The 22956-nt window shown below is 61.5% G+C and carries 27 protein-coding genes and 3 tRNA genes; 9 read left to right on the top strand and 21 right to left on the bottom strand.

Features of this window, described 5'->3' with window-relative positions; all coding sequences use genetic code 11:
• Positions 1-98: 98 nt before the first annotated feature.
• Positions 99-500, top strand: a complete 402-nt coding sequence (locus AC5RU9_RS09690; protein ID WP_211713881.1) for a helix-turn-helix domain-containing protein — start codon at positions 99-101, stop codon at positions 498-500.
• An 11-nt stretch (positions 501-511) separates the two neighbouring features.
• Here AC5RU9_RS09690 and AC5RU9_RS09685 read toward each other — a convergent pair whose 3' ends face one another.
• The 6 genes from AC5RU9_RS09685 to AC5RU9_RS09660 are packed head-to-tail and all read right to left on the bottom strand — an operon-like array spanning position 512 to position 3486.
• Positions 512-1192 carry a DNA alkylation repair protein gene (locus AC5RU9_RS09685; protein WP_494016262.1) on the bottom strand — a complete coding sequence of 227 codons (681 nt, stop codon included), beginning with the start codon at positions 1190-1192 and terminating at the stop codon, positions 512-514.
• A gap of 36 nt (positions 1193-1228) precedes the next feature.
• Positions 1229-1840: a hypothetical protein gene (locus AC5RU9_RS09680; protein WP_211713883.1), complete on the bottom strand. Its 612-nt coding sequence runs from the start codon at positions 1838-1840 to the stop codon at positions 1229-1231.
• On the bottom strand, positions 1837-2478 hold the full coding sequence (locus AC5RU9_RS09675; RefSeq protein WP_494016261.1) for a DUF6286 domain-containing protein: 642 nt from the start codon (positions 2476-2478) through the stop codon (positions 1837-1839). The genes AC5RU9_RS09680 and AC5RU9_RS09675 overlap by 4 nt, the downstream gene beginning before the upstream one ends.
• Positions 2475-2855 (bottom strand): hypothetical protein, encoded by a 381-nt coding sequence (locus AC5RU9_RS09670; RefSeq protein ID WP_494016260.1) that lies wholly within the window; start codon positions 2853-2855, stop codon positions 2475-2477. Before AC5RU9_RS09670 ends, AC5RU9_RS09675 begins: the two co-directional genes overlap by 4 nt.
• Positions 2852-3043 (bottom strand): DUF2273 domain-containing protein, encoded by a 192-nt coding sequence (locus AC5RU9_RS09665; protein ID WP_089593421.1) that lies wholly within the window; start codon positions 3041-3043, stop codon positions 2852-2854. Before AC5RU9_RS09665 ends, AC5RU9_RS09670 begins: the two co-directional genes overlap by 4 nt.
• Positions 3040-3486 (bottom strand): Asp23/Gls24 family envelope stress response protein, encoded by a 447-nt coding sequence (locus AC5RU9_RS09660; protein WP_211713886.1) that lies wholly within the window; start codon positions 3484-3486, stop codon positions 3040-3042. The genes AC5RU9_RS09665 and AC5RU9_RS09660 overlap by 4 nt, the downstream gene beginning before the upstream one ends.
• A gap of 259 nt (positions 3487-3745) precedes the next feature.
• Between AC5RU9_RS09660 and AC5RU9_RS09655 the strand changes: the two genes are divergently transcribed.
• The 3 genes from AC5RU9_RS09655 (at position 3746) to AC5RU9_RS09645 (ending at position 5292) form a co-directional block, all read left to right on the top strand.
• Positions 3746-3928: a hypothetical protein gene (locus tag AC5RU9_RS09655; RefSeq protein ID WP_494016259.1), complete on the top strand. Its 183-nt coding sequence runs from the start codon at positions 3746-3748 to the stop codon at positions 3926-3928.
• Positions 3921-4334 (top strand): DUF6318 family protein, encoded by a 414-nt coding sequence (locus AC5RU9_RS09650; RefSeq protein WP_494016628.1) that lies wholly within the window; start codon positions 3921-3923, stop codon positions 4332-4334. The genes AC5RU9_RS09655 and AC5RU9_RS09650 overlap by 8 nt, the downstream gene beginning before the upstream one ends.
• Positions 4335-4566: 232 nt before the next feature.
• The gene (locus AC5RU9_RS09645; RefSeq protein WP_494016258.1) at positions 4567-5292 is read left to right on the top strand and encodes a hypothetical protein; all 726 of its coding nucleotides are present in this window, start codon (positions 4567-4569) and stop codon (positions 5290-5292) included.
• On the opposite strand, the gene AC5RU9_RS09640 is transcribed toward AC5RU9_RS09645, so the two are convergent.
• The 10 genes from AC5RU9_RS09640 to AC5RU9_RS09595 form a co-directional block, all read right to left on the bottom strand.
• Positions 5289-6146 carry a sugar phosphate isomerase/epimerase family protein gene (locus AC5RU9_RS09640; RefSeq protein WP_494016627.1) on the bottom strand — a complete coding sequence of 286 codons (858 nt, stop codon included), beginning with the start codon at positions 6144-6146 and terminating at the stop codon, positions 5289-5291. The two genes, AC5RU9_RS09645 and AC5RU9_RS09640, sit on opposite strands and share 4 nt — an antisense overlap.
• A gap of 11 nt (positions 6147-6157) precedes the next feature.
• Positions 6158-6994 carry a carbohydrate ABC transporter permease gene (locus tag AC5RU9_RS09635; RefSeq protein WP_494016257.1) on the bottom strand — a complete coding sequence of 279 codons (837 nt, stop codon included), beginning with the start codon at positions 6992-6994 and terminating at the stop codon, positions 6158-6160.
• Positions 6988-7959, bottom strand: coding sequence for a carbohydrate ABC transporter permease (locus AC5RU9_RS09630; protein WP_494016256.1), 972 nt, complete (start codon positions 7957-7959; stop codon positions 6988-6990). Before AC5RU9_RS09630 ends, AC5RU9_RS09635 begins: the two co-directional genes overlap by 7 nt.
• 11 nt (positions 7960-7970) lie before the next feature.
• The gene (locus AC5RU9_RS09625) at positions 7971-9293 is read right to left on the bottom strand and encodes an ABC transporter substrate-binding protein (RefSeq protein WP_494016255.1); all 1323 of its coding nucleotides are present in this window, start codon (positions 9291-9293) and stop codon (positions 7971-7973) included.
• 209 nt (positions 9294-9502) lie between these two features.
• Positions 9503-10609 carry a LacI family DNA-binding transcriptional regulator gene (locus tag AC5RU9_RS09620; protein ID WP_494016254.1) on the bottom strand — a complete coding sequence of 369 codons (1107 nt, stop codon included), beginning with the start codon at positions 10607-10609 and terminating at the stop codon, positions 9503-9505.
• A gap of 74 nt (positions 10610-10683) precedes the next feature.
• A complete protein-coding gene (locus AC5RU9_RS09615; protein WP_494016253.1) occupies positions 10684-11568 on the bottom strand; it encodes a PfkB family carbohydrate kinase in 885 nt (294 codons plus the stop codon).
• A gap of 81 nt (positions 11569-11649) precedes the next feature.
• Positions 11650-12651, bottom strand: a complete 1002-nt coding sequence (locus AC5RU9_RS09610; RefSeq protein WP_494016252.1) for an SIS domain-containing protein — start codon at positions 12649-12651, stop codon at positions 11650-11652.
• A gap of 277 nt (positions 12652-12928) precedes the next feature.
• Positions 12929-14125 (bottom strand): LysM peptidoglycan-binding domain-containing protein, encoded by a 1197-nt coding sequence (locus tag AC5RU9_RS09605; protein WP_494016251.1) that lies wholly within the window; start codon positions 14123-14125, stop codon positions 12929-12931.
• Between the two features lie 2 nt (positions 14126-14127).
• Positions 14128-14634 carry an RNA polymerase sigma factor gene (locus AC5RU9_RS09600; RefSeq protein ID WP_494016250.1) on the bottom strand — a complete coding sequence of 169 codons (507 nt, stop codon included), beginning with the start codon at positions 14632-14634 and terminating at the stop codon, positions 14128-14130.
• A 292-nt stretch (positions 14635-14926) separates the two neighbouring features.
• A complete protein-coding gene (locus AC5RU9_RS09595; RefSeq protein ID WP_494016249.1) occupies positions 14927-15265 on the bottom strand; it encodes a MerR family transcriptional regulator in 339 nt (112 codons plus the stop codon).
• 66 nt (positions 15266-15331) lie between these two features.
• On the opposite strand from AC5RU9_RS09595, the gene AC5RU9_RS09590 reads away from it, so the two are divergent.
• Together AC5RU9_RS09590 and AC5RU9_RS09585 are read left to right on the top strand one after the other, a co-directional pair.
• A complete protein-coding gene (locus AC5RU9_RS09590) occupies positions 15332-15673 on the top strand; it encodes an RBBP9/YdeN family alpha/beta hydrolase (protein ID WP_494016248.1) in 342 nt (113 codons plus the stop codon).
• A gap of 11 nt (positions 15674-15684) precedes the next feature.
• Complete coding sequence (locus AC5RU9_RS09585; RefSeq protein WP_494016247.1) at positions 15685-15915, top strand: alpha/beta hydrolase; 231 nt, start codon at positions 15685-15687, stop codon at positions 15913-15915.
• A 303-nt stretch (positions 15916-16218) separates the two neighbouring features.
• Here AC5RU9_RS09585 and AC5RU9_RS09580 read toward each other — a convergent pair.
• The 3 genes from AC5RU9_RS09580 to AC5RU9_RS09570 all read right to left on the bottom strand — a co-directional run bounded on the left by AC5RU9_RS09580 (position 16219) and on the right by AC5RU9_RS09570 (position 16572).
• Positions 16219-16294 (bottom strand) — tRNA-Phe (locus AC5RU9_RS09580).
• Positions 16295-16340: 46 nt separating this feature from the next.
• Positions 16341-16414, bottom strand: a tRNA-Asp gene (locus AC5RU9_RS09575).
• 85 nt (positions 16415-16499) lie between these two features.
• Positions 16500-16572, bottom strand: a tRNA-Glu gene (locus AC5RU9_RS09570).
• 233 nt (positions 16573-16805) lie between these two features.
• On the opposite strand from AC5RU9_RS09570, the gene AC5RU9_RS09565 reads away from it, so the two are divergent.
• A complete protein-coding gene (locus AC5RU9_RS09565) occupies positions 16806-17747 on the top strand; it encodes a DMT family transporter (RefSeq protein WP_494016246.1) in 942 nt (313 codons plus the stop codon).
• Here AC5RU9_RS09565 and AC5RU9_RS09560 read toward each other — a convergent pair.
• Entirely contained in the window at positions 17744-18667 is a 924-nt protein-coding gene (locus AC5RU9_RS09560) for a carbohydrate kinase family protein (RefSeq protein WP_494016245.1), read from the bottom strand. The genes AC5RU9_RS09565 and AC5RU9_RS09560 overlap by 4 nt on opposite strands.
• A 90-nt stretch (positions 18668-18757) precedes the next feature.
• Between AC5RU9_RS09560 and AC5RU9_RS09555 the strand changes: the two genes are divergently transcribed.
• Both AC5RU9_RS09555 and AC5RU9_RS09550 read left to right on the top strand, forming a co-directional pair.
• Positions 18758-19258 carry a metallopeptidase family protein gene (locus tag AC5RU9_RS09555; protein WP_494016244.1) on the top strand — a complete coding sequence of 167 codons (501 nt, stop codon included), beginning with the start codon at positions 18758-18760 and terminating at the stop codon, positions 19256-19258.
• 10 nt (positions 19259-19268) lie between these two features.
• The gene (locus tag AC5RU9_RS09550) at positions 19269-20189 is read left to right on the top strand and encodes a cation diffusion facilitator family transporter (RefSeq protein WP_309996579.1); all 921 of its coding nucleotides are present in this window, start codon (positions 19269-19271) and stop codon (positions 20187-20189) included.
• On the opposite strand, the gene AC5RU9_RS09545 is transcribed toward AC5RU9_RS09550, so the two are convergent.
• Positions 20186-22954 (bottom strand): PEP/pyruvate-binding domain-containing protein, encoded by a 2769-nt coding sequence (locus tag AC5RU9_RS09545; protein ID WP_494016243.1) that lies wholly within the window; start codon positions 22952-22954, stop codon positions 20186-20188. The genes AC5RU9_RS09550 and AC5RU9_RS09545 overlap by 4 nt on opposite strands.
• Between the last annotated feature and the right edge of the window lie 2 nt (positions 22955-22956).

Raw genomic sequence — 22956 nt, 5'->3', positions numbered from 1 at the left:
ATGCGATGGCGCCCTCGGCCCTGGCGTGCCCAGCCGTGGACCAGGTTGCCCATTATCCGATTTGGTTGCCTAATGTTGCCTATGGAAAACTAAGAAGTGTGGATGAACTTGAAGCACTACAGACCATCGGCCGATTGATCAAGGAAGAACGCCTGGCGCAAGGCCTGAGCCAGGTGCAGTTGGCCAAACAGGCTGGAACGGCCATCAAGACCGTCCGGACGCTGGAATCGGGAACCCGCCGCGCGCAGGAGATCAACCAACGCAAGCTTGAACACGCCCTGGGCTGGCGCGCCGGCTCGGTGTCCGAGGTCCTCAAAGGGAAGTCAACGTTCGCCCCGGACATGATCACCCCGGACGACATGCGCAACGGAGACGAAACCCGGCAAGGTCCTCCCCGCGTCGCGGTTCCCAGCGCGCCCATCGCGCGGGCCTCGCACCTGTCAGACGAGGAACTCCTGGCCGAGATCACCTACCGTATGATGCACCGCAACAGGGGCTAGTTTCGCGGAAATCAGCCCTTGCGGCGGACCATTTCATTGATCCAGATGGGTGCAAACGGTGAGGTGCAGTTGGGCGGCGTGGGATAGTCCTTGAGGACCTCCAACCGTTCACCTATGCTGAGCGCCCGGGCTCGATGCCCAGGGTGCTCGATCCCGATCTGCGCCAGGCAGTTGTTCATTGCCCACTGGAGCCGGTCAGGCGCGTCCTTCATGCCAGCCTCGATCAGGTCCAGGAGTTGGTCCAGGTCAAGGCCCTCAGGCTTTTTGACGACACGTTCGGCCGTCAGGGCCCATCCAGCACCCGCTACCACCGGGTCCGGGTCGGAGAACCACGACACCCGCAGTTCCTCGCAGTACGGGCTTTTCTTGATCACATAGTTCACGAGCCAGTCGTTGACCTTCGGGGTCTGCGCTTGGCGCAACATGCCGTCCAGCTCGTCCTTCGCAAACGCTTTCGGCCGGCAGATCAGCAATGACAGGAGCCTGGCTGCCGTGTCACCGGTGTTCCAAAGCTCCCGGGCCAGGTCCTGTTGCGTTTTAAGCCTCTTCGCGACGGCGCGCAGCTTGCTGAGGTTCACTCCATGATCGTCGCCGTGCCTTTCGTTCACTTCGCGCGCACGGGGATCCTCCAACGCCGCCAGTTCGGCCATCACCTCGGCCACCGACGTCTCAAGTACCGGTGTTCCAGCCATTGCGGCCTCCCGTCCTGTCTGGGTCGTTCCCCAACATCAGCGAACCCGTTCGGCGCGGGTGAACCGGGACCGGGCGCCCGAAACCATATGAACCAGCACCGGGGTTTTCTGCCCGATCACCAGGTCCAGGGCTTCAACCAGTTGGGACACTTCGGCGGCAAGGATGTGGGGTGCTACTCCTTGCCTGGGTTGGATGCGGATGCGGAGCCCCGGCTTTCCCTTCACCTCAAGGGTTGCCACTGACGCGCTGGCGAGGTCCGTCCTCTCGGAAAGAGCGGCCCGCAGCGCCTGCTCGGCAACGCCGCCGCCAATCCGAACTTGGCCGTCGACGTCGCTGTCGTCGTCACTGGACACCAGGAAGTTGGCCCGGCCTTTGCCTTGCTGGGACACCCAGGCAATCATCGCGACAATGATGGCCACCAGGACAAGGCCAGCCACGATCCACAGCCAGCTCTCTTCCCGCCCCGGAAAGCGGGTGTCCCGGAAGAGCTCTTCTGTCCGCGCCCACGCAGCGGCGGACCAGCCATGCCACCATGTGGCTACGGCCGGAACTGTGGCCAGCAGCAGGAGGAGGAGCCCGACAGCAAGGAGTTTCACTCCAATAATGAACAGCAGCACGCGGTTGAGGGCTCTCGGTGTTCCGTTCATGCCCCGATCACCCCCGACGACGCCAGATTGACCCGCACCGAAGGCATCGGTACAGGCGACATTTCCTCAAGTTCAGCCTGGACTGCGGACCGCACAGCCTCTTCGCTCACGCGGCTCCCCGAAGTAGGCCTCACGTTGACCACGACCAATTGCCGCGACACCACCACCATGACCTGTTCCTGCGTGACATTCGCGGCAGTCCGGGCCCTGCGGGCCAGCGCCGAGGCCAGGACCTCGTCATCGACGACGACGGCGGTGCGGGGGTCGCGAAGCAGATGGCGGGCCCGACGGCCCGGCAGGACGGCGTGGAGGAGGAAAAACAACCCGACCATGGCAATCACAGCACCACTTGCGCCCAGCAGCAACGGCGAGATGCCTGCCGGAAGGGCGATGACGCGTTCCGCCGCCGTGCTCGGATCGATCAACCACGGAGGCTGTCCAACGGCACGGACACCGGATTCGAGCAGAGCGTAGACGCATAGGACAATGACCAGCACTGCCGCGATGGTGGCTGCTCCGGCGCGGGATGAGTGCGTTTCACGGCGCAGGATGCGGGCCATCTCCGGGTCTTCCCCGGCAACCGGCCTGGCTCCGGAATCCACTGCGTTCAAATTCTGTGTTTCCTGATCCTGCGTCATTGAACGCGCCCTCCCTCCGTGACCTGGGCTCCACTGATCCTGATGTCCACCCTGCTTAGCTGGGAGCCACTGAGCCGGGTGACAATCTCCAGAATTGTTGCCTTGGCCGCAACGGACCGGTCCCAGATCGACCCTCCGAAGCCCTGGACCCGCCTGGGATCACGAAGGACCTCGGTTAAGGCCGGAATGCTTATAGGTGCCACGATCGACAAAGCCAGCAGGCCGTCGTCGTCCGCCCAATCGGCCCGGATGTCACCAGCCTCAACGCCGAGCGCCTCGGCGGCCGCGGCGCGTGCCAACGATGTCAAAGCCTGGGTACTGATCCGGTTGTGGCCGGCCAGGCTGGTGGTGGATTCCACAGCCTCAGCCACGCTCATGACGAAGAGCGCCGGCCCGTAATGGCGTCCAGCACGCTGCGCAGGTCCAGCTTGCCGTCAGCCGCGCGTCCCAGCAGCGCGCCGATGCCCATGAAAAGCAGCGATATGAGGAAGCCCCACAACCCGAACGACAGGGACATGAAAGCCACGAAGGCGCCGATCGCGATTCCCACCACGGTCATACTCATTGGAGCGCATCCCTTTCCACTACAACTGTTTTGCCGCCGGGGGCCTTCACAGGCGGGGCGATATAGACGTCCGTGATTTCGATATTGACTTCGATAACCTGCAGTCCCACCAGTTCCTCGACCGCCCTGAAGACTGCGGCCCTGACCTGGTTGGCGACGCCGTGAAGGGGATGGCCATAGAGGGCCACCAGATTGATGTCCACGGCCACCTGGGTCTCGCCGACCTCGGCCCGAACACCGGCTGCATGGTCTGAACTGCCCACGGCGTCGCGGATCGCGCCCAGCGCACGGGACGGGCCCGAACCCAAGGAGTAGACGCCAGGAACCGTCCGGGCAGCGATCCCGGCTACCTTGGCTACCGCAGCCTCGGAGATGATGGTGCGTCCGGTCCCGACGATCTCGCCACCAGGCACGGGCTCAAGCTGCACGTTCTGTTCTTCCATGAAGCACTCCCCTTCTCTTGACTACCACCCTAGCGTCTAGCTCCGACGCTTTGGCCACAAGGGCCAAGAGCCATGCTGTGGGCCCGGGGTCGGGTTATCCACAAGCGCCAATATTTGACTGGGTAGCGCCCGATCGCTCCACCTAGACTGGCCGACACATCGCCACAACAGCTGCTGGGGAGCCTGTCATGCCATGCCGTCCGATCGCCGCAATATCGTCTGTACGCGCCTGTGTTGCGGCGGTGGTTCTGAGTGTGGTGTGGCTTTTATCGGGCTGCTCCACGCCGGGCAGCCCACCCTCCACAACAAGCACGACGACGGCGACACCCGCCTCGAGCGCGTCGGCGGCCACCGCATCGGCTACCCCCTCAGCTTCGGGCGCGTACAAACCGGCCGACGCGAACGGCAAGGCCCAGAACGTACCCGTGCCCGTGATGCCTGAATTGGCGAAGGAGAACTCGGAGGCCGGGCTGGAGGCGTTTATCGGGTACTGGTACGCGCAGCAAAACTATGCGATGGAATCGGGAGACCAAGCAGCTTGGTCCGAAATGAGTGACCCAAAATGCAGAACATGCAAGCGCATCGAAGATGGCATCCACGATAGCCATATCAACGGACGTTGGTCCGTCGGTGGAAAAATATCGGTCCCCGCCGTCGAGTTGTTGTGGAAAGAAGGCGTGCCTGTGCAGCAGGCCAAAGTACAGATCGTTCAAGAAGAGATCGATTACTTCAACGAGGATGGATCAATAGGTCGCCCTGCGGAAGCGGCATCGAACTCGGCATTCGCTCTTTTTGCCACTTATGAACCCGCGGGGTGGAAGGTGACGGACCTTGGCCTTATCAGGTAGTAGTCAGGGCATACTCGTGACACTTGCGACCCTTTCGACCGTATGCGCCTTAGCCCTGGTACCCGCTGGGGCCTCTGCCGCGGATTCAAACCAATGGGCAGGCTATAACAATGAACAAGGCGCGCTCGACCTCACCAGCACGTTCCGCATCGACCCAGTAACTGGGCAGCTAATTTCAGGCATTGGTGGGTCAACACCAAACCCAGACTCGGCCGAGGATCCGAACCAGTACATGGCCGACACTCACTGCCGCGCCGACGGACCTGACACCAAGGACCCGGGGTGCGATGCCCTGAACTGCCCGCCCAAGTCTCCAGGAGGTGAAGAAGGTATACCGGTGATCTGGAAGGAGGCGCCTAAAGCCATCACCAACCCGGGATGGACCGATTGGGTTCCTGTCAGCGGACCAACCTGCCTCTACGACACCAAACCCGAGGACGTCCTGGCCAACATCGCAGCCCGGATCCTCAACGACTTCCGCCAACTACCCGTCAACCCCGGAACCCTCGAAGCCCAACCCTTCCCCAACACCCTCAAAGGCGGACCCACCAACTTCTACACCACACCAGGCCAACAAACCTTCGACCTCACCATCCTCGGCCAAGCCGTCCACCTCACCGCCACCCCGGCAAACTACACCTACACCTACGGCGACGGCACCAAACTCGGACCCACACCCACCGCCGGGTACCCCATCCCCCAAACCCAATGGCTCACCACCGAGACCCGCAACAGCCACACCTACACCCAAACCGGGAACTACCCAGCCACCCTCACCACCAGCTTCGCCGGAACCTACTCCGTCAACAACGGCCCACCACTACCCATCAACGGAACCCTCGACCTCACCACACCACCCAAAACCATCCACGTCTGGAAAACCGAAAAAGCACTCGTCGCCGACACCTGCGAGCAAAACCCCAAATCCTGGGGCTGCCCCGACGCCAAGACCGGCTAGGTGGAAATCATGGCCAGGCCGGCTTTAACAGCTTCCAGGCACCGGGCTACTGCAAGGCGGGGCTCCAAAGCGTAGGAGCCGTCGCCAAAGAGTTCAAACGTCATTACTCCGCTGTAGTTCAGCCGACTGAGGTCCCGCAGGATCTTATCGAGGTCCAGAAATCCATCGCCCCAAGCCAGGTGTCCTGTGGGAGCACCATCAACCAAATGAACGTGCCGGATGTCCTCGCCAAAGGTCCGCGCGTAGTCACTGACGTCTTCCCCGGCCGCTGTCATGACAACAGTGTCAATCACCACCCCCAAAGTTGGGGACCCGACGTCGTCGAGCATTGACCGGAGCGACCTGACATCAGTGACGAGGTTCGACTCAACACGTTGAAGAGGCTCAAGAACGCATCCCACACCAAGTTCGGCAGCGCGCTGGGTGATTGTTTGGAGGGCTTCGACGGAACGTGCCCAAGCGACCTCAGGTGGCTCGTCCTCATATCCTCGTCCCGCAGTCAGGAACAACAGCGGAGCCTCCAACTCGCTGCACACTTCCGTCGCCCGCAAGAACAACTGCAAGCTTTGACCTTTGAGCCAGTCCTCCCCGGAGGCGATATTGACGGGATACGCAACCTGTTCAGGGGTCAGGCAGACGACAGTGAGCCCCCGCACCAATAGCTGACTTCTGACCTTCTTCAGATGTGCTGAATCAACGTGGGGAATGTGAAGGTGCGGAGCGACGCCCCAAAGCTCCACGTTCGTCCTTCCCAGCTCGGCCATGTCATCGAGGCAACGCTCAAGAGTGTGATGCTGGTAGGCGAAGTTCAATCCGCTTACCTGGTCCAAGCCCAGTACACCCTCCAAACCCATCACGCCCATAACTACTTACCCACTCCGTCGGCGAGTCCACGGATGAAGTACCGCTGTCCGGCAAAGAAGAGCACAATCACCGGAATTGCCGCGATAGCCATGCCCGCGAAGACTACGGGATAGTCCGTGCCGTGCTTGGACATCAGATTCGTCAGTCCCACGGGCAGAGTTTGCAGCGCTCCCCCGCTGGTGAACACCATGGCGAACAGGTATTCGTTCCACGTAAACAAGATGTTCAGGAGAACAGTCGATACTATGATCGGCTTGCACATGGGCAAGATGACCTGCCAAAACGCCCGGGCCTTCGACGCTCCGTCCACGGATGCTGCTTCGTCCACCTCTGCGGGCAAGTCCATCATGTACGCCCGGATAAGGAACGTGGTGAAGGGAACCCGGAATGCCGTGTACAAGATGAGCAGTGCCCACAGATTGTTGTAAAGCCCCAGGCTTTGGAACATCTTGACCAGCGGGATGAGGGCAACCGTGGGAGCGAGCATCAGGCCGCCAAGAATCAGAACGAGCACCACCCTGTTGAAGGGGATGCTGACCCTGGTCAACCCATAGGCAGCCCAGGCGCTGATAAATACTGTCGCGATGGTGGAGGCAACGGTAACCAAGACGCTGGTTGTGAGGTAGTCGCCCACCCCTCGATTCCATGCAGTGATGTAGTTGTCCCATTTCCATGCGACCGGCAGGGCGAAAGGATTGGAAAACAGTTCGGCGTTGGATTTCACACCGTTGAGCAGCATCCAGACCAAGGGATAAACAACCACGACGGCGAGACCAACCAAGAACGCTTTGATGAGGACCCGGCCGAGTACCAGCAGCAGGGCTGAGCGCGTCACCATTGGACCCTCCTTTTCTTGGAGATACGCAGCTGAATAACGGCCAGGACCAGAGTGATGATGAAGACGGCCGTGGCGACGGCGGCCGCATAACCGAAGTCGTTGCGGACGAATCCGCTCCTGTAAAGCCACGTGCCAAGGACCTGGCTGGAGTTGTTGGGCCCTCCGCTGGTCATCACCATGACCTCGTTGAACACTTGGAAGGCTCCGGACACCGTGACGATCATCATGAGGCCGGTCATTTCCCTGACGAGAGGCAAGGAAATCGAAAGGAAACGCTGGAAGGGGCCCACGCCGTCGATCGATGCAGCTTCATATAGTTCGGAGGGGATCCGCTGGAGCGCCACCGAGAAGAGAAGCGTGCAGTATCCAAAACCCTGCCACTGGCTCATGGCGATGATGGCAAAGATCGCCGTGTTCTCCTGTCCCAGCCATGCTTGCGTGAAATTTCCCAGGCCCAGGAAATCCAAGGCCGCGTTGAGGATGCCCATCTCGGGTTCATAGATGAAGTAGAACAAGAGACCGGCGACTGTCAGGGAGATGGCGGACGGTACAAAGTAGACGGCGCGGAGGATTCCCCTCCACCGTTGGCTTCGCAGTCCCTCAATCATCGCTGCGAGGATCATCGCCCCGAATACCTGGAATGCAATGGAGATGACCGCGTACAGCGTGTTGTTAAGGAGTGACTTCCAGAAGATGGGGTCATTGAACATGCGGACGTAGTTGTCCGCGCCTACAAAGGTTTGCCGGCCGCTGTAGATATCCCATTTGAGGAAGCTGAACCCAAGGTTCTGCACCAGGGGCAAGTAGGCGAACAAACCCAGCAGCAGAACCGCCGGCAGTACCCACACAACGTTGCGCCAGCCATGCGCCCGGACAGGCTTGCGTGTCCTGCTTTTCGGCGACTTAGTGGAAAGAGGTGCCGGAGGCGGAGCCGTGGATTTCCAGGCAGTATCGGAAACAGTCATGGCGCTGCCTGCTACTTTGCTGCACTGGAAGCAGCCCGGACAGAAACAAGAACCTGGTCCGCAGTCTGCGTTCCGGCCACCAGGGCTTCCCCGCCGGCCAACCAGGCGTCAGCAACTGCAGGAACAGTAACGGAGTCCAGCCACGTGATGGCCGCGGATGCTTCGTTCACCTGCTTGATGCCCTCGATCACAGGTCCGGAGGAGTTCGCAGTGGAAACCGCACCTTTGACCGCGCTGGGCTGACCGTACGGCGGGGCCGAGAGTTTGGCAGCGTTCTGGCTGTTGGTAGCGAATTTCATGAAGTCAGCTGCCAGTGCGGCGTTCTTGGAGTGCGCATTGATGATGTAACCCTCGGGAGAACCTTCAATGGCCTGCGGGTCTCCCTTGGCGTCGGCCGCCGCCGGAAGCTTGAAAATGCCCAATCCATCTTGCTTGAGCTTTGAATCGGCGGAGGCAGTGGAGTCGAATTCAAGGATCTCCTGGTAGTACATACCGGACTTCCCCTCAGCCAGGGCCTGCTGTGCCGTGGTGTAGAGAACGCCGTTTGAATCCTTGCCACTGCCGGTGCACTTATTGACCAGGGTGGTGAATTGGCCCATGGCCTTGAGGTAACCCGTGTCCTCGAGTTTGGCAGTTTCTGGGCTGAAGTCTGCTTGCAGCGCATCGGCGGGCACCTCGTAAGCGAAGAGCTGCTGCAGGTAGTGCAGGCCGGGCCAGCCGTCCTTGTTGCCAAAGGAGATCGGCTCGTAGCCGGCTTCCTTTAACACTGAACAGGACGAAATGAGTTCGTCGAAGGTGGTGGGCGGTGTCAGGTTGAGTTCCTTGAAGATCCGCTGGTTGTAACCCATGAACTTGCCGTTGTTGTAGAGCGGAACGGCAAAGTATTTTCCGTCTTTGGCAAACGCTTTCAGCGCGGATTCCCCGAAGTTGTTTCCCCACTCAGTGCCGGGGGCAATGACGGGGGTCAGATCTGCTGCGAGCCCGCCGTCAATGAAGTTGTTGGCCCAGCTGCCGGCCCAGGTGAAGTAGATGTCCGGCATTGCTTGGGAGGCAGTCAGCGTTTTGGTCTTGTCCTTGATGCTCTGGTCCGTCTCCTGGATGAGATCGAAGGACACTTCCGGGTGCAGCTTTTTGTACTCTGCGGCCAGGTCCTCAAAGTAGGGCTCCAAGGGGTCGCCGCCAAACTTGGTGAGGATGCTGAGGGTTCCTGTGTATTGCGGCTCTGCATTGGGATCCAGGACAGCAGCCGGTTGGCTGCCGCCGCCGGCACATCCGGTAAGCGCCAAAGCGGCGCCGGCCAGCAATGCCATCAGTGATTGGGTGCTTTTACGCATCAGTTCTTCTTTCGGTCGAAGGGCCGATCAGCCGGGACTCCTGTATCGGAGTGGGAAGTTATGCCCGCCGTTGGGTGGCTTCACAGTGACGGGCTGAAAGGTAACTCCTGATTGAAACGTTGGGGTGAAACATGTGATACCGGTACCACAGTGAATCACGATTTGCTGCGTCGGGGAAGAGAGCAAGGAAAATTAGGGCAGGGAATTTTCTATTCGCTGCCAGCAGCCCGTACAGGGCCGTCCGACGAGCGTGCGACCAGCATCGAAGGCAGGGCGTGCTTCCTCGAGTCAGAGGTGTCGCCGTCGATCCGCGCGATAAGCTGCTGGCAAGCGACCACCCCCATTTGGCGCATGGGTTGCTGGATCATGGTCAGCGGTGGTTCCATGACGGCCGCCCAAGGGCTGTCGTCGAACCCGATCAGGGAGACGTCCTTCGGCAAGCGCAGATTTTTGGCACGCAAGGAATGAAGTGCCCCCACCGTTGCCTCAGTCTCGGTGGTGAAGATGGCAGTGGGTGGGTCCGCAAGGGCGAGCATCCCGCTGACCGCCCGCGTCGCCTGGCCCTCGTTCTTGAGAACATGGGTGATGAGTGCAGTGTCAAAAGGAATCCCAGCCTCTTCGAGCGCATCGAGGTAACCCCTCAACCGCTCGCCGTCACTCCAAAGCGCTTCGTCCAGGATGCTGTGCATCTGTTTCAAATCCGTCGCCGGGCTCAGGGTCACTGGCCCCCACGCGAATGCTATGCGCCGATGACCATTGTGGATGAGCGATGCAACAGCAGACCTCGCGGCTTCCCGGTTATCGATCACCACCGAGTCTGTCTCCAGTTTGTCCACCAGACGGTCGATAAGAACTACAGGGGTTCCTCGATCAATAGCACTGGACAGATGGGAAACGTCATCACTTCGTCCCGCAGCTGAGGCCACAATGAGGCCATCCACTTGCTTTGCCAGCAAGACGGCGATCGCGTCACGCTCCAGCTCAAGCTTCTCGTCAGTGCTCAGGATGATGGCATCGTAGCCGGCCGTTTTGGCGGTTTCCGAAATACCTTTGAGCACGCCCGAGAAGAACGGGTTGGCCACATCTGCCAGCACAATTCCGAGGGTTTTGGTGACCCCGGTGGTCATGCTTCGAGCCAACGTATTTGGCTGGTAGCCCAATTTCTCGGCCGCGCGCATCACCTTGGCCCGCGTGGCTTCACTGACCGATCCATAGTTGCCCAGGGTCCGGGCTACAGTCGCCCGGCCTACGCCGGCGGCTGCTGCCACCTCGGTTATGGTCGGGGCAGCCGGGTGGTTCTGATGATCCGTCGCCATCCGGCCCCTTTCAGCTGTGGAATCCGCGTATGCGGCTCCGTCCGTGGATTTATCTCTGCAACAGATCCTAGTAGCTACTTCGAGTGCCCGGCCGCTACCTCGACTGCCCGGCCGTAACCGAAGGCTCCCTCCACATAGCACTGCGTCGCGGCGGACTCGGCCCCTCGGACCAAGGCCTTCCGGCAGTCCTCAACCGGCGGCCGAAACAATCGACTCCAACCGGAACTCAGCAGACTGACCACGAGTCCCGCCAGGAAGGCATCACCGCAACCCATAGTGTCCGCAAACCGCAGCGGATCGGTGGGTGCCGCCGCCTGCGTAAGGAAGCGTTCGCCGTCGTACATCATTGCGCCCGACTGGCCGCGAGTCCCCACCGCAAGCGAAACGCCCGCTGCGTGGACGCGTTTCAGGTCATTTTCGACGGCGGCAACGGTCATGTTTCCGCACGACAAAAGTGCCAGGTCCACGTAGGGCGCCGTCTGCGCCAAATAAGCGTCCGTTCTACGTTCCAGCTCGGACGAATAGTCGAAACTGACCAGTGTCCCGGCGCTTCGCAAGGCAGGTAACTGGCTCTCGGAGGCGGAGTAGACGCTCGAATGCACCAGTTGGGCGGAGGCCAGGTATCGGAGGTGTTCATCCTCCAGCACGAAGGGATCGCTCGTGGTGACGCCTCCTTGGTTCCAGCCCAGGAAGATGCGGTCACCGTCCACCACCTTGATCTCGGTGACCCCGTTGAGGCCGTCGCGGGTGATGCACCGGCTGGTGTCAACACCCTCCGCATCAATGGCCTCGCGGACAAAAGTGCCCAGCGGATCCGAGCCAAAGACGCCGAGGTAGGCGGATTCAACCCCCAATCGGCGGGCAAAGACCGCAACGTTGACGCAATTACCCCCGGGGTACATCACTTTACGGTCGAGAAAACGGTCCACAATGTTGTCCCCGAAACCGATTACTTTCATGCTCTTCCTGTCTCGAATCTGCGGGCCCGGACAGCCCCGGGCCCGCAGCGCGGCCTTATGCCTTTGCGGGCGTTGCGCTGGTCAGTATTCGACCACCCGGTAGTAGCGGCGCAGATCCAGGGAGTGGTTGCGTACGCGCTCGAGGTGCTTGCTGAAACGGTCAAGTACCGTGTCCAGGATCAGCGGGGCAAGGAGTGCACGGAATCGAGGACTAATCCCCGGGAGTTCGTAGTCCTTGCTGTCCAACAGGGTGGTGTTCTTGCTGTAGTTTTCGGCGAATTTGGCCACCCGATCCATCAGGGGGCGGGTTTCGTCCTCGCCCAGGAGCAACATGAGGCTAGTGTCTTCCTCGATGAGCTCAAGGGAACCGTGGAAGAACTCCGCACCGTGCACGCGGGTGGTCCGGAGCCACTGCATTTCTTCCAGAATGCACATCGAATACAGGTAGGTGAGGCCCCACAGGTTCCCGGTGCCGACCAGGAAATGGTAGTCAGCGTCCTTGTTCTTCTCCGCGAACGCTTCAGCCACCGATTCTGCTTGGCGGGCGACATTGACCAAGCTTTCGGGGACGGTACGGAGTTCTGCAGCCAGTTCTTCGTACCCTTCAAATTCGCCCCGGGCGGCGAGAAGGCAGGTGCTCAAGAGAATCATTGGGATATCGAACGGCCAGGTTTTAGGTTCGGTCACCAAGACGACATCCAAGGCTTTGGCGAACGGGCTGTCACCGAATCCAGTGAACCCAATGGTGTATGCGCCCTTGGCCTTGGCAAACTCGATGGCCTCAATGACGTCTTCCGTCGTACCCGAAACGGAGGCGAAGACAGCCACGGAGCCAGGGCCGAACGTGGGATCCTGGGTCAGCATCAGCTCTTTGCCGATGGACGCACGGACGGGCAAGGTGGAGCGGGACCGGATGAAGTGCTCGTACGGCAGCATCGCGGCATAGGTCCCGCCGGCGCCGATGAGGAACAGGTTGGTCATCCCGCGCTGCTGGATGGAGTCAACCACCGTTTCGATATGTCCCTGCAGTGCCAGTGCGCTGCGGGTCTGCGTGAGGAATTCCTCTTCTTTAAAGCCAAGCACGGATGGTCCTTTCACTATGACGATCTGAGAGAGTTGAAACAAGTTGATACCGGTATCAAGATGTGGTCATCATCGTGTCATGGGGAATCGGGGGCGTCAATAGATACGGTCGGCGTGGTTTTCGGCACAACGGAGGTAGCCGGTGCGCACCAAACGTTAGGAGGTGGCCCTACGGGCGAAAAATGGGCACGTACGCAGCACGAGGACCGGCCTGATCAGGATGGCAGTTCGCGATGCTTGAGGGGGAGGCCTTCCAGGTCGCGCTCCGCAGTGTGCGTCATCCGTGGATGGGTTTGGTCAGGTTGAGGCTGATGATCTGGCCCGGGGCTACCTCCCCGGAGGGTAGGTCTGAGAAGGCGTACCAGACACGGTCGGTGCCGGCGAGCGGGCGGTTCGCCGATGACAGATCCGCGATCTCCGGAATTCCGAAACGGAAAGCGATCTGCCGCTCAATGTCCCCTTGGGCGGTGGTGTAGGTCAGGGGGATGCCTTCGGCGTCGGTGGTGAACGTGCCATGCGCGCCCTCGATCGTGGCTTCGCCGGGCATGAGTCGGACCTTAGTCCCTGCGGGGATGGGTCGATCTGCCGTGAGTGTCGTGTTCCACCTCAGCAGTTGGTCGGTGGTGCACCGGAATTTGTAGCCGAGGCTGTCGAATGAGTCACCGTCGACAGTGGTGTAGTAAATGGTCTGGCCGAAGGAATTGTTGATGCTTGTTCCTTGGCCGGATCTGCTATCCACCGGGTTTTTCTGGAGCTGGATGTGGTTCCCGGCCCGGACGAAGTAGACATTGCCCTTTTCGTACGTGAAGGCGACCTTGTTCGCCTCTGCCAGTTGTTCTTCGGTGATCCCAAACCGGTAAGTGATCCCGGCAAGGGTGTCACCGGGCTCGATCGTGTAGCTGGTGGGGATGCCGTTCGCGTCCACGGTGGCCGTCCCCGTTGCTCCGATGGTTGGACCCGGAGCGGGGAAGAGTCGAAGCGTCGTTTTGGGTGCCAATTCGCTGCCGGGCTGAATCCCGTTGAATTCAGCAAGTTTTTTCTCGTTGATGCGCAGGTGTGTAGCTACTGCCGTTGTCGTGTCACCGGCGACTGTGGTGTAGTAGGCGACGTTGCCAAAGGAGTCGGTAATTGTGCTCCCTTCCAGGGAAGATTTTCCAGAAGCGGTCGACGTCGCCGCCGGGATGACTGCTTCTCCTGTGGGGAACGCAGCGGTGTTGTCCGGTTGCGACGCCAGGTTGGCGCCGACCAGGACGGTGGCGGCGACGGCCGCTGCGGCAAGCCCGGCGCCGGCGATACGCCCCCAGTGACGTTTGGCCGGTACTCGGTGGAAGTGGATGGATGCGCCATCTGTGAGGGAAATGAGGTTGGGGTCATCGGAGTAGGCATGGGACTGGCCCGGCAGGACGCCCGGGGTTGTTCCCGGATCTGGGAGCTGGGGTTTGGCGTTTTTCATGAGTTGTTCGATGCGGTCCATGGCTAGACTTCCCGTTCTGTCATGAGGTGTTGTGGTGCGGCTTTCGCGAAAGCTTTGCGGGCCCGGTGGAGCCGGACGGCCGCTGCGGATGATGTACATCCAAGGCTTTCGGCCAGTTCGGCAGTGGTGAGATCGTCCCAATAGGACAGCATCAGGATTTCCCGGTCCCGGTCCCTGAGGCGGGACAGGGTTACGGCGACGCTTCCTTGCTGGCCATCATCGTGCGTAGTGGCTTCCTGGGTGCGGGCTTCTTCCGCGAGTCGTTCCATAAGTTGTTCGCGGCGGCGTCGGCCCTTGTACTCATTGCCCAGGACGTTCCTGGCTGTGGCGATCAGCCATCCGATTCCGGGGGGCTCGGGTGGTTGTTTCTCCCAGACAATCCGGAACACGTCGTTGGCGAGTTCCTCAGCCCGTTCACGGTCGTTGATCCGGTACGCGATGTACTGGTAGATGCGGCTGAAGTGTTCAGCGTGAAGAGCGATCAGTTCCAGCTCTCTGGTAGCCAACATCTAGTTCTGTTCCCCCGGGCTAGTGCGATTTGATCAGTCAACTCTTTAGTGTCCCGGGAACCGTCATTTCTTACACAACCGGAGAGGAAATTTGGAAAAGGCTGACGAGGTCAGCCTGAACACGAAGAAGTTCTGGGTCTTCCTGGACTTCATGAAGACAGCCATCCCTGCCCACATTCGCAGTGAGTGAGCCTTCCTTGATCCTCCCCGAAGTTGAATCCTGTCACACCGCAGTTGCGTCTGCCCGGGATCGGCGACGGGCAAAGATTACTCCGCTATTTCGACGGGATCCCTATGCGAGGTGGGCCAACATTTTCTGGCGCTGCCGGGTCAGTATTTCAGCTTGGGCTTCCAATTCGGTGGCTCGCCGTGCGAGGTGTGAACGCAGTTCGGCGCACATCTCAAGCTGTGGTGCGCTTCCGCGGGCGCATGGAAGGTACTGGCGAACCGCGTCCGAGTCCAGGCCTACGGCGAACAGGCCCTGTATTTGGTCGACGATGAGGGGAGCGTCATCAGCGTAGACACGGTATCCATTGCTGGCCCGCTTCGGGACGAGTAGGCCCTGCTCCTCGTAGTAGCGAAGTGCACGCCGACTGACTCCCGTACGCTCGGACAGCTCCCCAATAAACAAATCTGCGATCCTTCCACTGACCGTGTTTGACCTTCACGCCGACGTGAGCCCTTAAGGTCCCATGCTATGAACATAACAACGTCGCCATTAACGACTCATTCCCTTCGACGCGTCCTCATTGTCCACGGATACGCTGCCGCACCGGATGCACACTGGTTTCCCTGGCTCCTTGACTCACTCGATACCGCCGGCGTTGAGGCGACCGTGGTCGCTCTCCCTGCTCCTGATGTTCCCAACGCGGCAGCTTGGACGGACACAGTGTTGAAGGCGATCGGCGTACCCGACGCCGGAACATGGATCGTAGCCCACTCCTTGGGAGGCATAACGGTGCTTCGCGCCCTTGCAGCGCTGACCGGGCCGTGGCAGCTCGGCGGGCTTGTCCTCGTCTCCGGTTTCACGGGGCACTGAAGTCCCTGCCGGTGTTGGACAAGTACCTCAGTACAGATGTCGACGCGGAGCGCATCGCTAAGAATATTGGCGTACGGGCAATGGTCCGGTCGGACGCCGACGCTTTCGTGCCAACGGCGGCATCCGATGTGCTTGCAGAAAGACTCAAGGCCGAGCTGCACATACAGCCCGGCGCCGGTCACTTCCTCGCAGAAGACGGAGTACACAACCTCCCACTCGTGCTGGATCTGCTGCGACGGTAGTACGGCTCCCTAACAGGTGGCCGTAAGCCCGTGGGCCCACCGCACCCTCCTGCGTTCGATAGGGGATCCCATACCGGACCTGTGACATTCACCTCTTTTGTGCGCCCCAATATTCGCTGGCCCACCGGTTCGGCTCGCACCCTGCCTGATGATTGGCCGTCGGGCGGGGCCCAGTCCAGAAACGCATTTGGGTCCTCGGAGCCCCAGATTCCCATCATTTTCGCGAGCTGGTCGCCCACGCCGGCCAGGTCACGGTGCGTTAAAGAAGAAAAGCACCAGTTCCGAAGAACTGATGCTTCCCAGTGGTGGCTCCGACCGGCGTCGATCCGGTGACCTTTCGATTTTCAGTCGAACGCTCTACCAACTGAGCTACAGAGCCTAGGTGACATGTCACCTTGAGAACCGAATTTCTTCGGCGCTCAGAGCGACCCTGACGGGACTTGAACCCGCGACCTCCGCCGTGACAGGGCGGCGCGCTAACCAACTGCGCTACAGGGCCTTGCGTTTGCAATATCTCTACCGCGTTTTTTTCAAGGCTTCTAGCTTACCAGACTTTTTTCATCCGATTTACCACTTGCCTTGCGTACCCCCAACGGGATTCGAACCCGTGCCGCCGCCGTGAAAGGGCGGTGTCCTAGGCCGCTAGACGATGGGGGCCTGAACTCAATTCGGATTTTGCAACAAAAAACAACGCTTTACGCGTTCTTTCCGTGTCTCGCTCGTCCGAACTGGACTCTAAAACTTTAGAGCATAGATGGCGATATTCCCAAATCGAGCTCTGCAGGCCCCAAGGGCCCCGCTGGAAGGGCTCACGAAGATTGGCAGGATCTTGCCCTGACGCGTCCGAAAACCGCCAGCCCTCCGAGGGCCTCCGCGGCTAGATTGGCACTATGACAACCACCACCCCGGCCGAACCCGGCCAGCCGTCCCCGGACCTGCCCCCGCGCACCACCCCCGCGCCGGCCGCGGCCATCAGCAAACTCGGCATCGTCGCCGTCATAGTCACAGTGGTCCTTTGGGCTTCAGCGTTTGTGGGCATACGCGCCGTCGGCCCGAGCTTCTCCCCCGGATCCTTGACGCTCGGACGTTTGGCGGTTGCCGCCGTCGTGCTTGGAATTGTTGTGCTGCCCACCCTGAAGGTCTGGCCGAGCGGCCGCGAGTGGCTGCCGATCCTGGCATACGGGGTGATGTGGTTCGGCGGGTACAACGTTGCGCTGAACGCCGCGGAGCACATGCTCGACGCCGGGACCAGCGCCATGCTGATCAACGTTTCACCCATCCTGATCGCGATCCTCGCAGGCATCTTCCTCAAAGAAGGCTTCCCGAGGTGGCTGCTGATCGGCAGCGGGGTGGCATTCTGCGGGGTAGCGATGATCGCCCTGGGTTCCGGACAGCGTTCGACGGCGGACGTCGCCGGCGTGCTGTTGTGCTTGCTTGCCGCCGTGCTCGCCTCGGTGAGCGCGATCCTGCAGAAGCCCGTACTGCGGAAATTCTCGGCTGGCCAGGCAACCTGGTTCGGCATCATGGTGGGTGCCGTTTGCTGCCTGCCATGGACGGGACAGCTGATCTCGGAGGTGCAGGCGGCACCGCTGCCCGCCACCCTCGGCCTGGTCTATCTGGGCATCTTCCCCACCGCCATCGCGTTCACCACCTGGGCTTACGCGCTATCCCTGATCTCGGCTGGGAAGCTGGCCGCCACAACGTACCTGGTTCCGGGCACCACCATCCTGATTTCGTGGGCCGTTCTCCAGGAAGTGCCCACCATCTGGGGACTCATCGGCGGTGTGGTGTGCTTGGCCGGGGTCGGACTGACCCGCCGCAGAAGCCGTTAGCGGGCCATCCCGGCCAGAAGCTCGCGGTGTGTTGGCGGATTGGCGCCCGGGCGGCCAACCGTGATGGACGCTGCCATTGACGCAATGCTGCCGATGCGTTCCAACACGGTAGGCGCCAGACCGTCGCTCCCCCGTAGCAAAAGGCCCATGATCAGCGCCGACATGTAAGAATCTCCGGCCCCGATGGTGTCGGCGACGGTCGACGGAATCGCGGGAACACTGAGCTGAATGTGCCGGGTGGCCATCAAGGAGCCCTGCGCGCCCCGGGTGATGACCGCCAAGCCTGTGCCGAGCGCGAGGAGGTGGCTTGCGGCGTCCTCCAGGGATTTGTCCGGGTAGAGCCAGCGGGCGTCCGAGCCGCTCATCCGGACGACGCTCGTCAACGGCACGATCTCCTCGAACAGGGACAATGCCTCCCGATGGCTACCGAGGAGATCGGGGCGGATGTTGGGATCGTAGGTGACCATGCAGCCGCCCCGTGCCTGCTCCAGCAAGCTCCGGACAACTCCGGCGCCGGGCTCCAGGAACGTGGCAATGGAACCGGTGTGCAGGATCCGCGGCGCGTACGGGAGGGCAAGGGGAGCCAGTGCCCAATCGATATCGAACGTGTATGTTGCCGAACCGTCGGCAGCGATCCGCGCGGTCGCCGTCGCCGTCTCCTGCAACGATTTGGACCCGGGCAACAGCACGACGCCGGCACTCTGCAGGTGCGCTGCAATGGCGTCGCCCCGTTCGTCACGGCCGATGGCGGTGAGGAGGCCCGCTTTGACGTCCAGTCGGCCCAGGCCGTAAGCGACGTTGGCCGGCGAACCTCCGGGGTATTCGGCCACCCCGTCGGCGGACTGCACGATGTCGATCAATGCCTCACCCACCACAACGACGTCGAGGGGTTCGGGCGCGAGGGAAGAGGTGGCAGTCATGCGGTTCCTGAGTCTATGGAAGAAGGATTGAAATCAGTATCCCGCATGATGGCCAGCGCCAATGCTGTCTCCGCGGACTAAAGTCGAATCATGCCCGCGAACCTTCCTCCCGGCCTGCCCATCGTTCCGGACGGCGACCTTCCTTCCTCCAAGCTGCCGGCGCGGACTCCCGTACACAGTCCCGCTGAGAGTGGCGCCGTTGGTGCCGTCCCCGCCGGGGCCCCCTTTAGGATGTCTCCTGAGGATTTCGAAGAAGCCGTCAGCGACGCACTTCAACTCATTCCGCCCAAAGCGGCGAGCGCCATGGATAACGTGGCCATCTTCATCGAGGACGACTACACCCCACAGCCCGGCGAAGATCCGGGGACCGTTTTGTTGGGACTTTACGAGGGCGTCCCTCTCACAGAGCGCGACTCCTGGTGGGAAGCCGGCTCCCTGCCGGACCGGATTACTATCTTCCGCCAGCCCATTTTGGACATCTGCGCTACTCGCGAGGAAGTCATCGACGAAGTGGCCATCACGGTAGTCCACGAGATCGCGCATCACTTCGGAATAGACGACGACCGCCTTCATGAGCTCGGCTGGGGCTAGCCTTATAGGCATGGGGCACGACCACAACCACTCCCACGGAGTCACCGCAACCGGCAAGCATCGGAAACGGCTCATTGCCGTCCTGGCCATCACGCTTGGCGTGGTGGGCATCCAGGTGATTGGCGCCGTCGTCTCCGGCTCGCTGGCACTGCTGGCCGACGCCGGACATATGCTTTCCGACGCCGCAGGCGTCTTCATTGCGCTCATGGCTGCGTGGATTGCCACCCGCCCGGCCAGCGACCAGCGGACTTACGGGTACCAGCGCGCTGAGGTACTTGCCGCTCTGGCCAACGCACTGATCCTCATTGTCATCGCCGTGGTGATCATGATTGAGGCCATCCGGCGGTTCGGCGAAACTACCGAGATCCACACGGACGTCATGCTGTGGGCAGCCATTTTGGGCGCCGTCGCCAACCTCGTCTCGCTCCTCATCCTGCAAGGCGCCCAAAAGGAAAGCCTGAACGTCCGCGGGGCCTACCTTGAGGTCCTGGGCGACCTTCTTGGATCCATCGCGGTGATCGTCGCGGCCATCGTGATCATGACCACGGGGTACGCCGCGGCCGACCCCATTGCCTCCGTGCTGATCGCCTTGATGATCATTCCCCGTGCATGGCACCTGCTCCGTGATGTGGTGGACGTGCTGCTTGAGGCAACCCCCAAGGGCGTGGATGTGAACATGATCCGTGAGCACATCATTGCCGTAGACGGTGTGGTGGAAGCCCACGACATCCACATCTGGACCATCACCTCCGGGGTCCCTGTGTTCTCAGCCCACGTCGTAGTGGAAGACGAGGTGCTCAACGCCAGGGGTGCGGACCTCATCCTGGACCAGTTGGGATCGTGCCTGGGCCGTCATTTCGACACCGAACACTGCACGTTCCAGTTGGAGCCCGTCAGCCACTCCGAACACGAGTCACACCAGCACGCCTAATCCGCTCCGCCGGTTGCGTCCTCCATGGTCACCGTCCCCGCGGCGCCGTCGACCGTCAGCTGCTGGCCTGAAGTGATCCTGGCAGTGGCATCGGGAACACCCACAACTGCCGGGATGCCGTACTCGCGGGCGACCACGGCGCCATGGGAGTTTGGCCCGCCCATTTCCATGACGAGCCCTCCTGCGGTGAGGAACAGAGGAGTCCAACCCGGGTCGGTGGAAGGGGCCACGAGGATTTCGCCGGGTTCGAGGTGTGCGCCTACGGGGTCCATGATGACTCTGGCCCGCGCCGTGACGAGGCCAGCCGACGCCGGACTGCCGGACAGGGTGCCCGGCCCCGCCGAACGGCCTCGGGGCGCAGTGGCTTCGGGCTCAGTGCCATCGGACAAGAGCAGTCGCGGGATATGCCGCCGACGCAGCTCACGCTCATATACCGCACGCCGCACTGCCACGACCTCACGAAGGTCTCCCCCGGCCAAAGCGACCTCGGCGTCGTCGAGGTCAAGGAAAAAGATGTCTTCAGCGTGCTCGATCCGCTGGGAGGCCGCCAGGCCACTGCCGACCAGGAGCAACTGCTCCCGCGCCGCCGCCAGTCCCAGGACCAGGTTGTACTTGGGTAACTCCCGGAGCCCCGCAAGCCTCCTTGTCCGGTCCAGCGCGGTGCGCACTATGGCTGCGTGCAGCGGGCTCTTTGCCCTGGCTCGTGCCACCAAGCGCGCGACCTGATCATCGGCCTCCCTGGCCGCTTTTTCGAACTGCTGATCCGGAGTGTCCGCTCCGGGTTCCAGGCGGAGGTAATTGGCCACGACTCCGAGGATATGGGTTGGATCGTCCGACCATCGCGGCATGCCAAGGTCGATTTCAGCCACTGCCCTGTGCCCGTAGTCGAGGAGGAACCCCTTCAGTCCTGACTGGGCGACAGGCGGAAGGGTGGCCTCCCGGTAGTGGACGGCCAACTCCGCTGCCGTGCGGCCCAGCATGAAAGTAGTGGCGTCAGGGTCATGCCGGATGTCCGAGGCAAGGCGCCAGAGGGCCAGGTCCATCTCCGTGGTCACGTTGTTGGCGAGGCCGCGGATGACTGCCTGAAGTTCGCTGTTCGGAGCTTGAGCCCCCAGGAGTCGCCGCACCAAGGCCAGCATTGCAAAGCCGAGCACTGGAAGTGGCAACACGGTGGGCACCGTGGAAAAGACTTTCTCTCCCAAAATTCTTTGGACATGCGCGATCCGTTGGTGAGGAGTGGCATCCTCGGGTACGGAAAAGGAACGGCGCAGTTCCTCATTGAGCCGATCCACACGTTTCATGGCTGAGGCAGGAGCAAGCAAGCTGCGGAGAAATGACTCAGGGACGCGGTACTTGGCGGCGACGGGTCCTACGTGTCGGATCAGCTTCAGTGGTGTCTTGATAGTGACCGTGAATCTTGGGTCTTCGAAAAGCTCCCGCATCAGCATTGCGGAGCGGGCTTCCATGACATCGAATACCCGGGGAACGATGGCGCGGCCAATTCGGCTCCGCAGCACCGCCGTGAGATCGAAGAAGATGCGCTGCCCCGCCTCGTAGTATGCCGGTGGGCCTGAGCGAGGATCCGGCACCTCGAAGGAGGCTGTTGTGGCTACGCAGGAGGCCACCAACCGGATGCCCGCCAAGCCCATCGGCGTCAATGGCCGGGTGAGCCCCTGGGCGAGGCTGAAATTCAAGAACGCGTGTTCGCCGGGCCGCGGAGGTTTCCGGGTCGTCTGCGGATACAGCGTGGTGATGGGGCGGGACTGGGTCAGCCAGAGTTTGCCCGCGCCATCGATGGCCCACTCCGTGTCCTGGGGCGCTCCGTAATGCTCCTCCACACGGCGACCCAACCCGGCAAGGTCCAGGATCTGGTGATCGGCCAGGCATGCCCGCAGCACAGCCCCTCCGGACTGCTCCGACGCGGCCCGTTCGATGCGTTCCGTGCCGCCACCGGGCAGCGGCCGGATCTCCACGAGCCTGTCACCCACGGTTCGTTTCACAATGGTCCGACGGTTGACGTCCACCACGTACTGGTCCGGGTTCACTGCCCCTGACACGACAGCCTCTCCCAAACCGGGGGACGCGTCGATCACAGCCTCGCGGCGTTTCCCGGTGACCGGATTGGCCGTGAACATGACACCTGCGGTAGCGGAGTCAACCATCTCCTGAACAACGACCGCGAGGGCCACCGATGAATGATCGACGTCGTTGGTGGTCCTGTAGCTGACGGCCCGGTCCGTCCAGAGGGAGGCCCAGCAGCGGCTAACAGCTTCCAGGACCGCCTCTGCACCCACGACGTTGAGGAAGGTGTCCTGTTGACCCGCAAAACTCGCTGTGGGGAGGTCCTCCGCGGTTGCAGACGACCTGACGGCAACGGGGACTCCGTTACCGAGATCCTGGTATGCGGCGAGAACCGCCTCCGCGACATCGCCGGGAATACCGGCGTCGAGCACCACTGACCGGGCATGGGCAGCGAGGCTGTTCAGTTGGCCAATATCAGTGGACCCTGCCTCAGCAAGATCCCGAAGGACATCGTCCAAGCCAACAGTGGCGAGTGCCCGCCGGTACGCGTGGGTGGTGAGGCAAAACCCACGCGGGACAGGTAGGCCTGCGCCGGCCAGCTCACCCAGGTTGGCGGCCTTCCCGCCAACTTCTGGAAGCATGCTCGTCCGGATATCGGCGATGTCCATAACGAACGCCTGGGCGGCCACGTTAGGACCTGCCGGGTGGCTTTCCGGCTGGTTCAGTGGCTGCTGGCTGTCCATTG

This window comes from Arthrobacter sp. B0316-5-4 (assembly GCF_059090325.1).
This window is presented reverse-complemented; position numbering and strand designations above follow the sequence as displayed.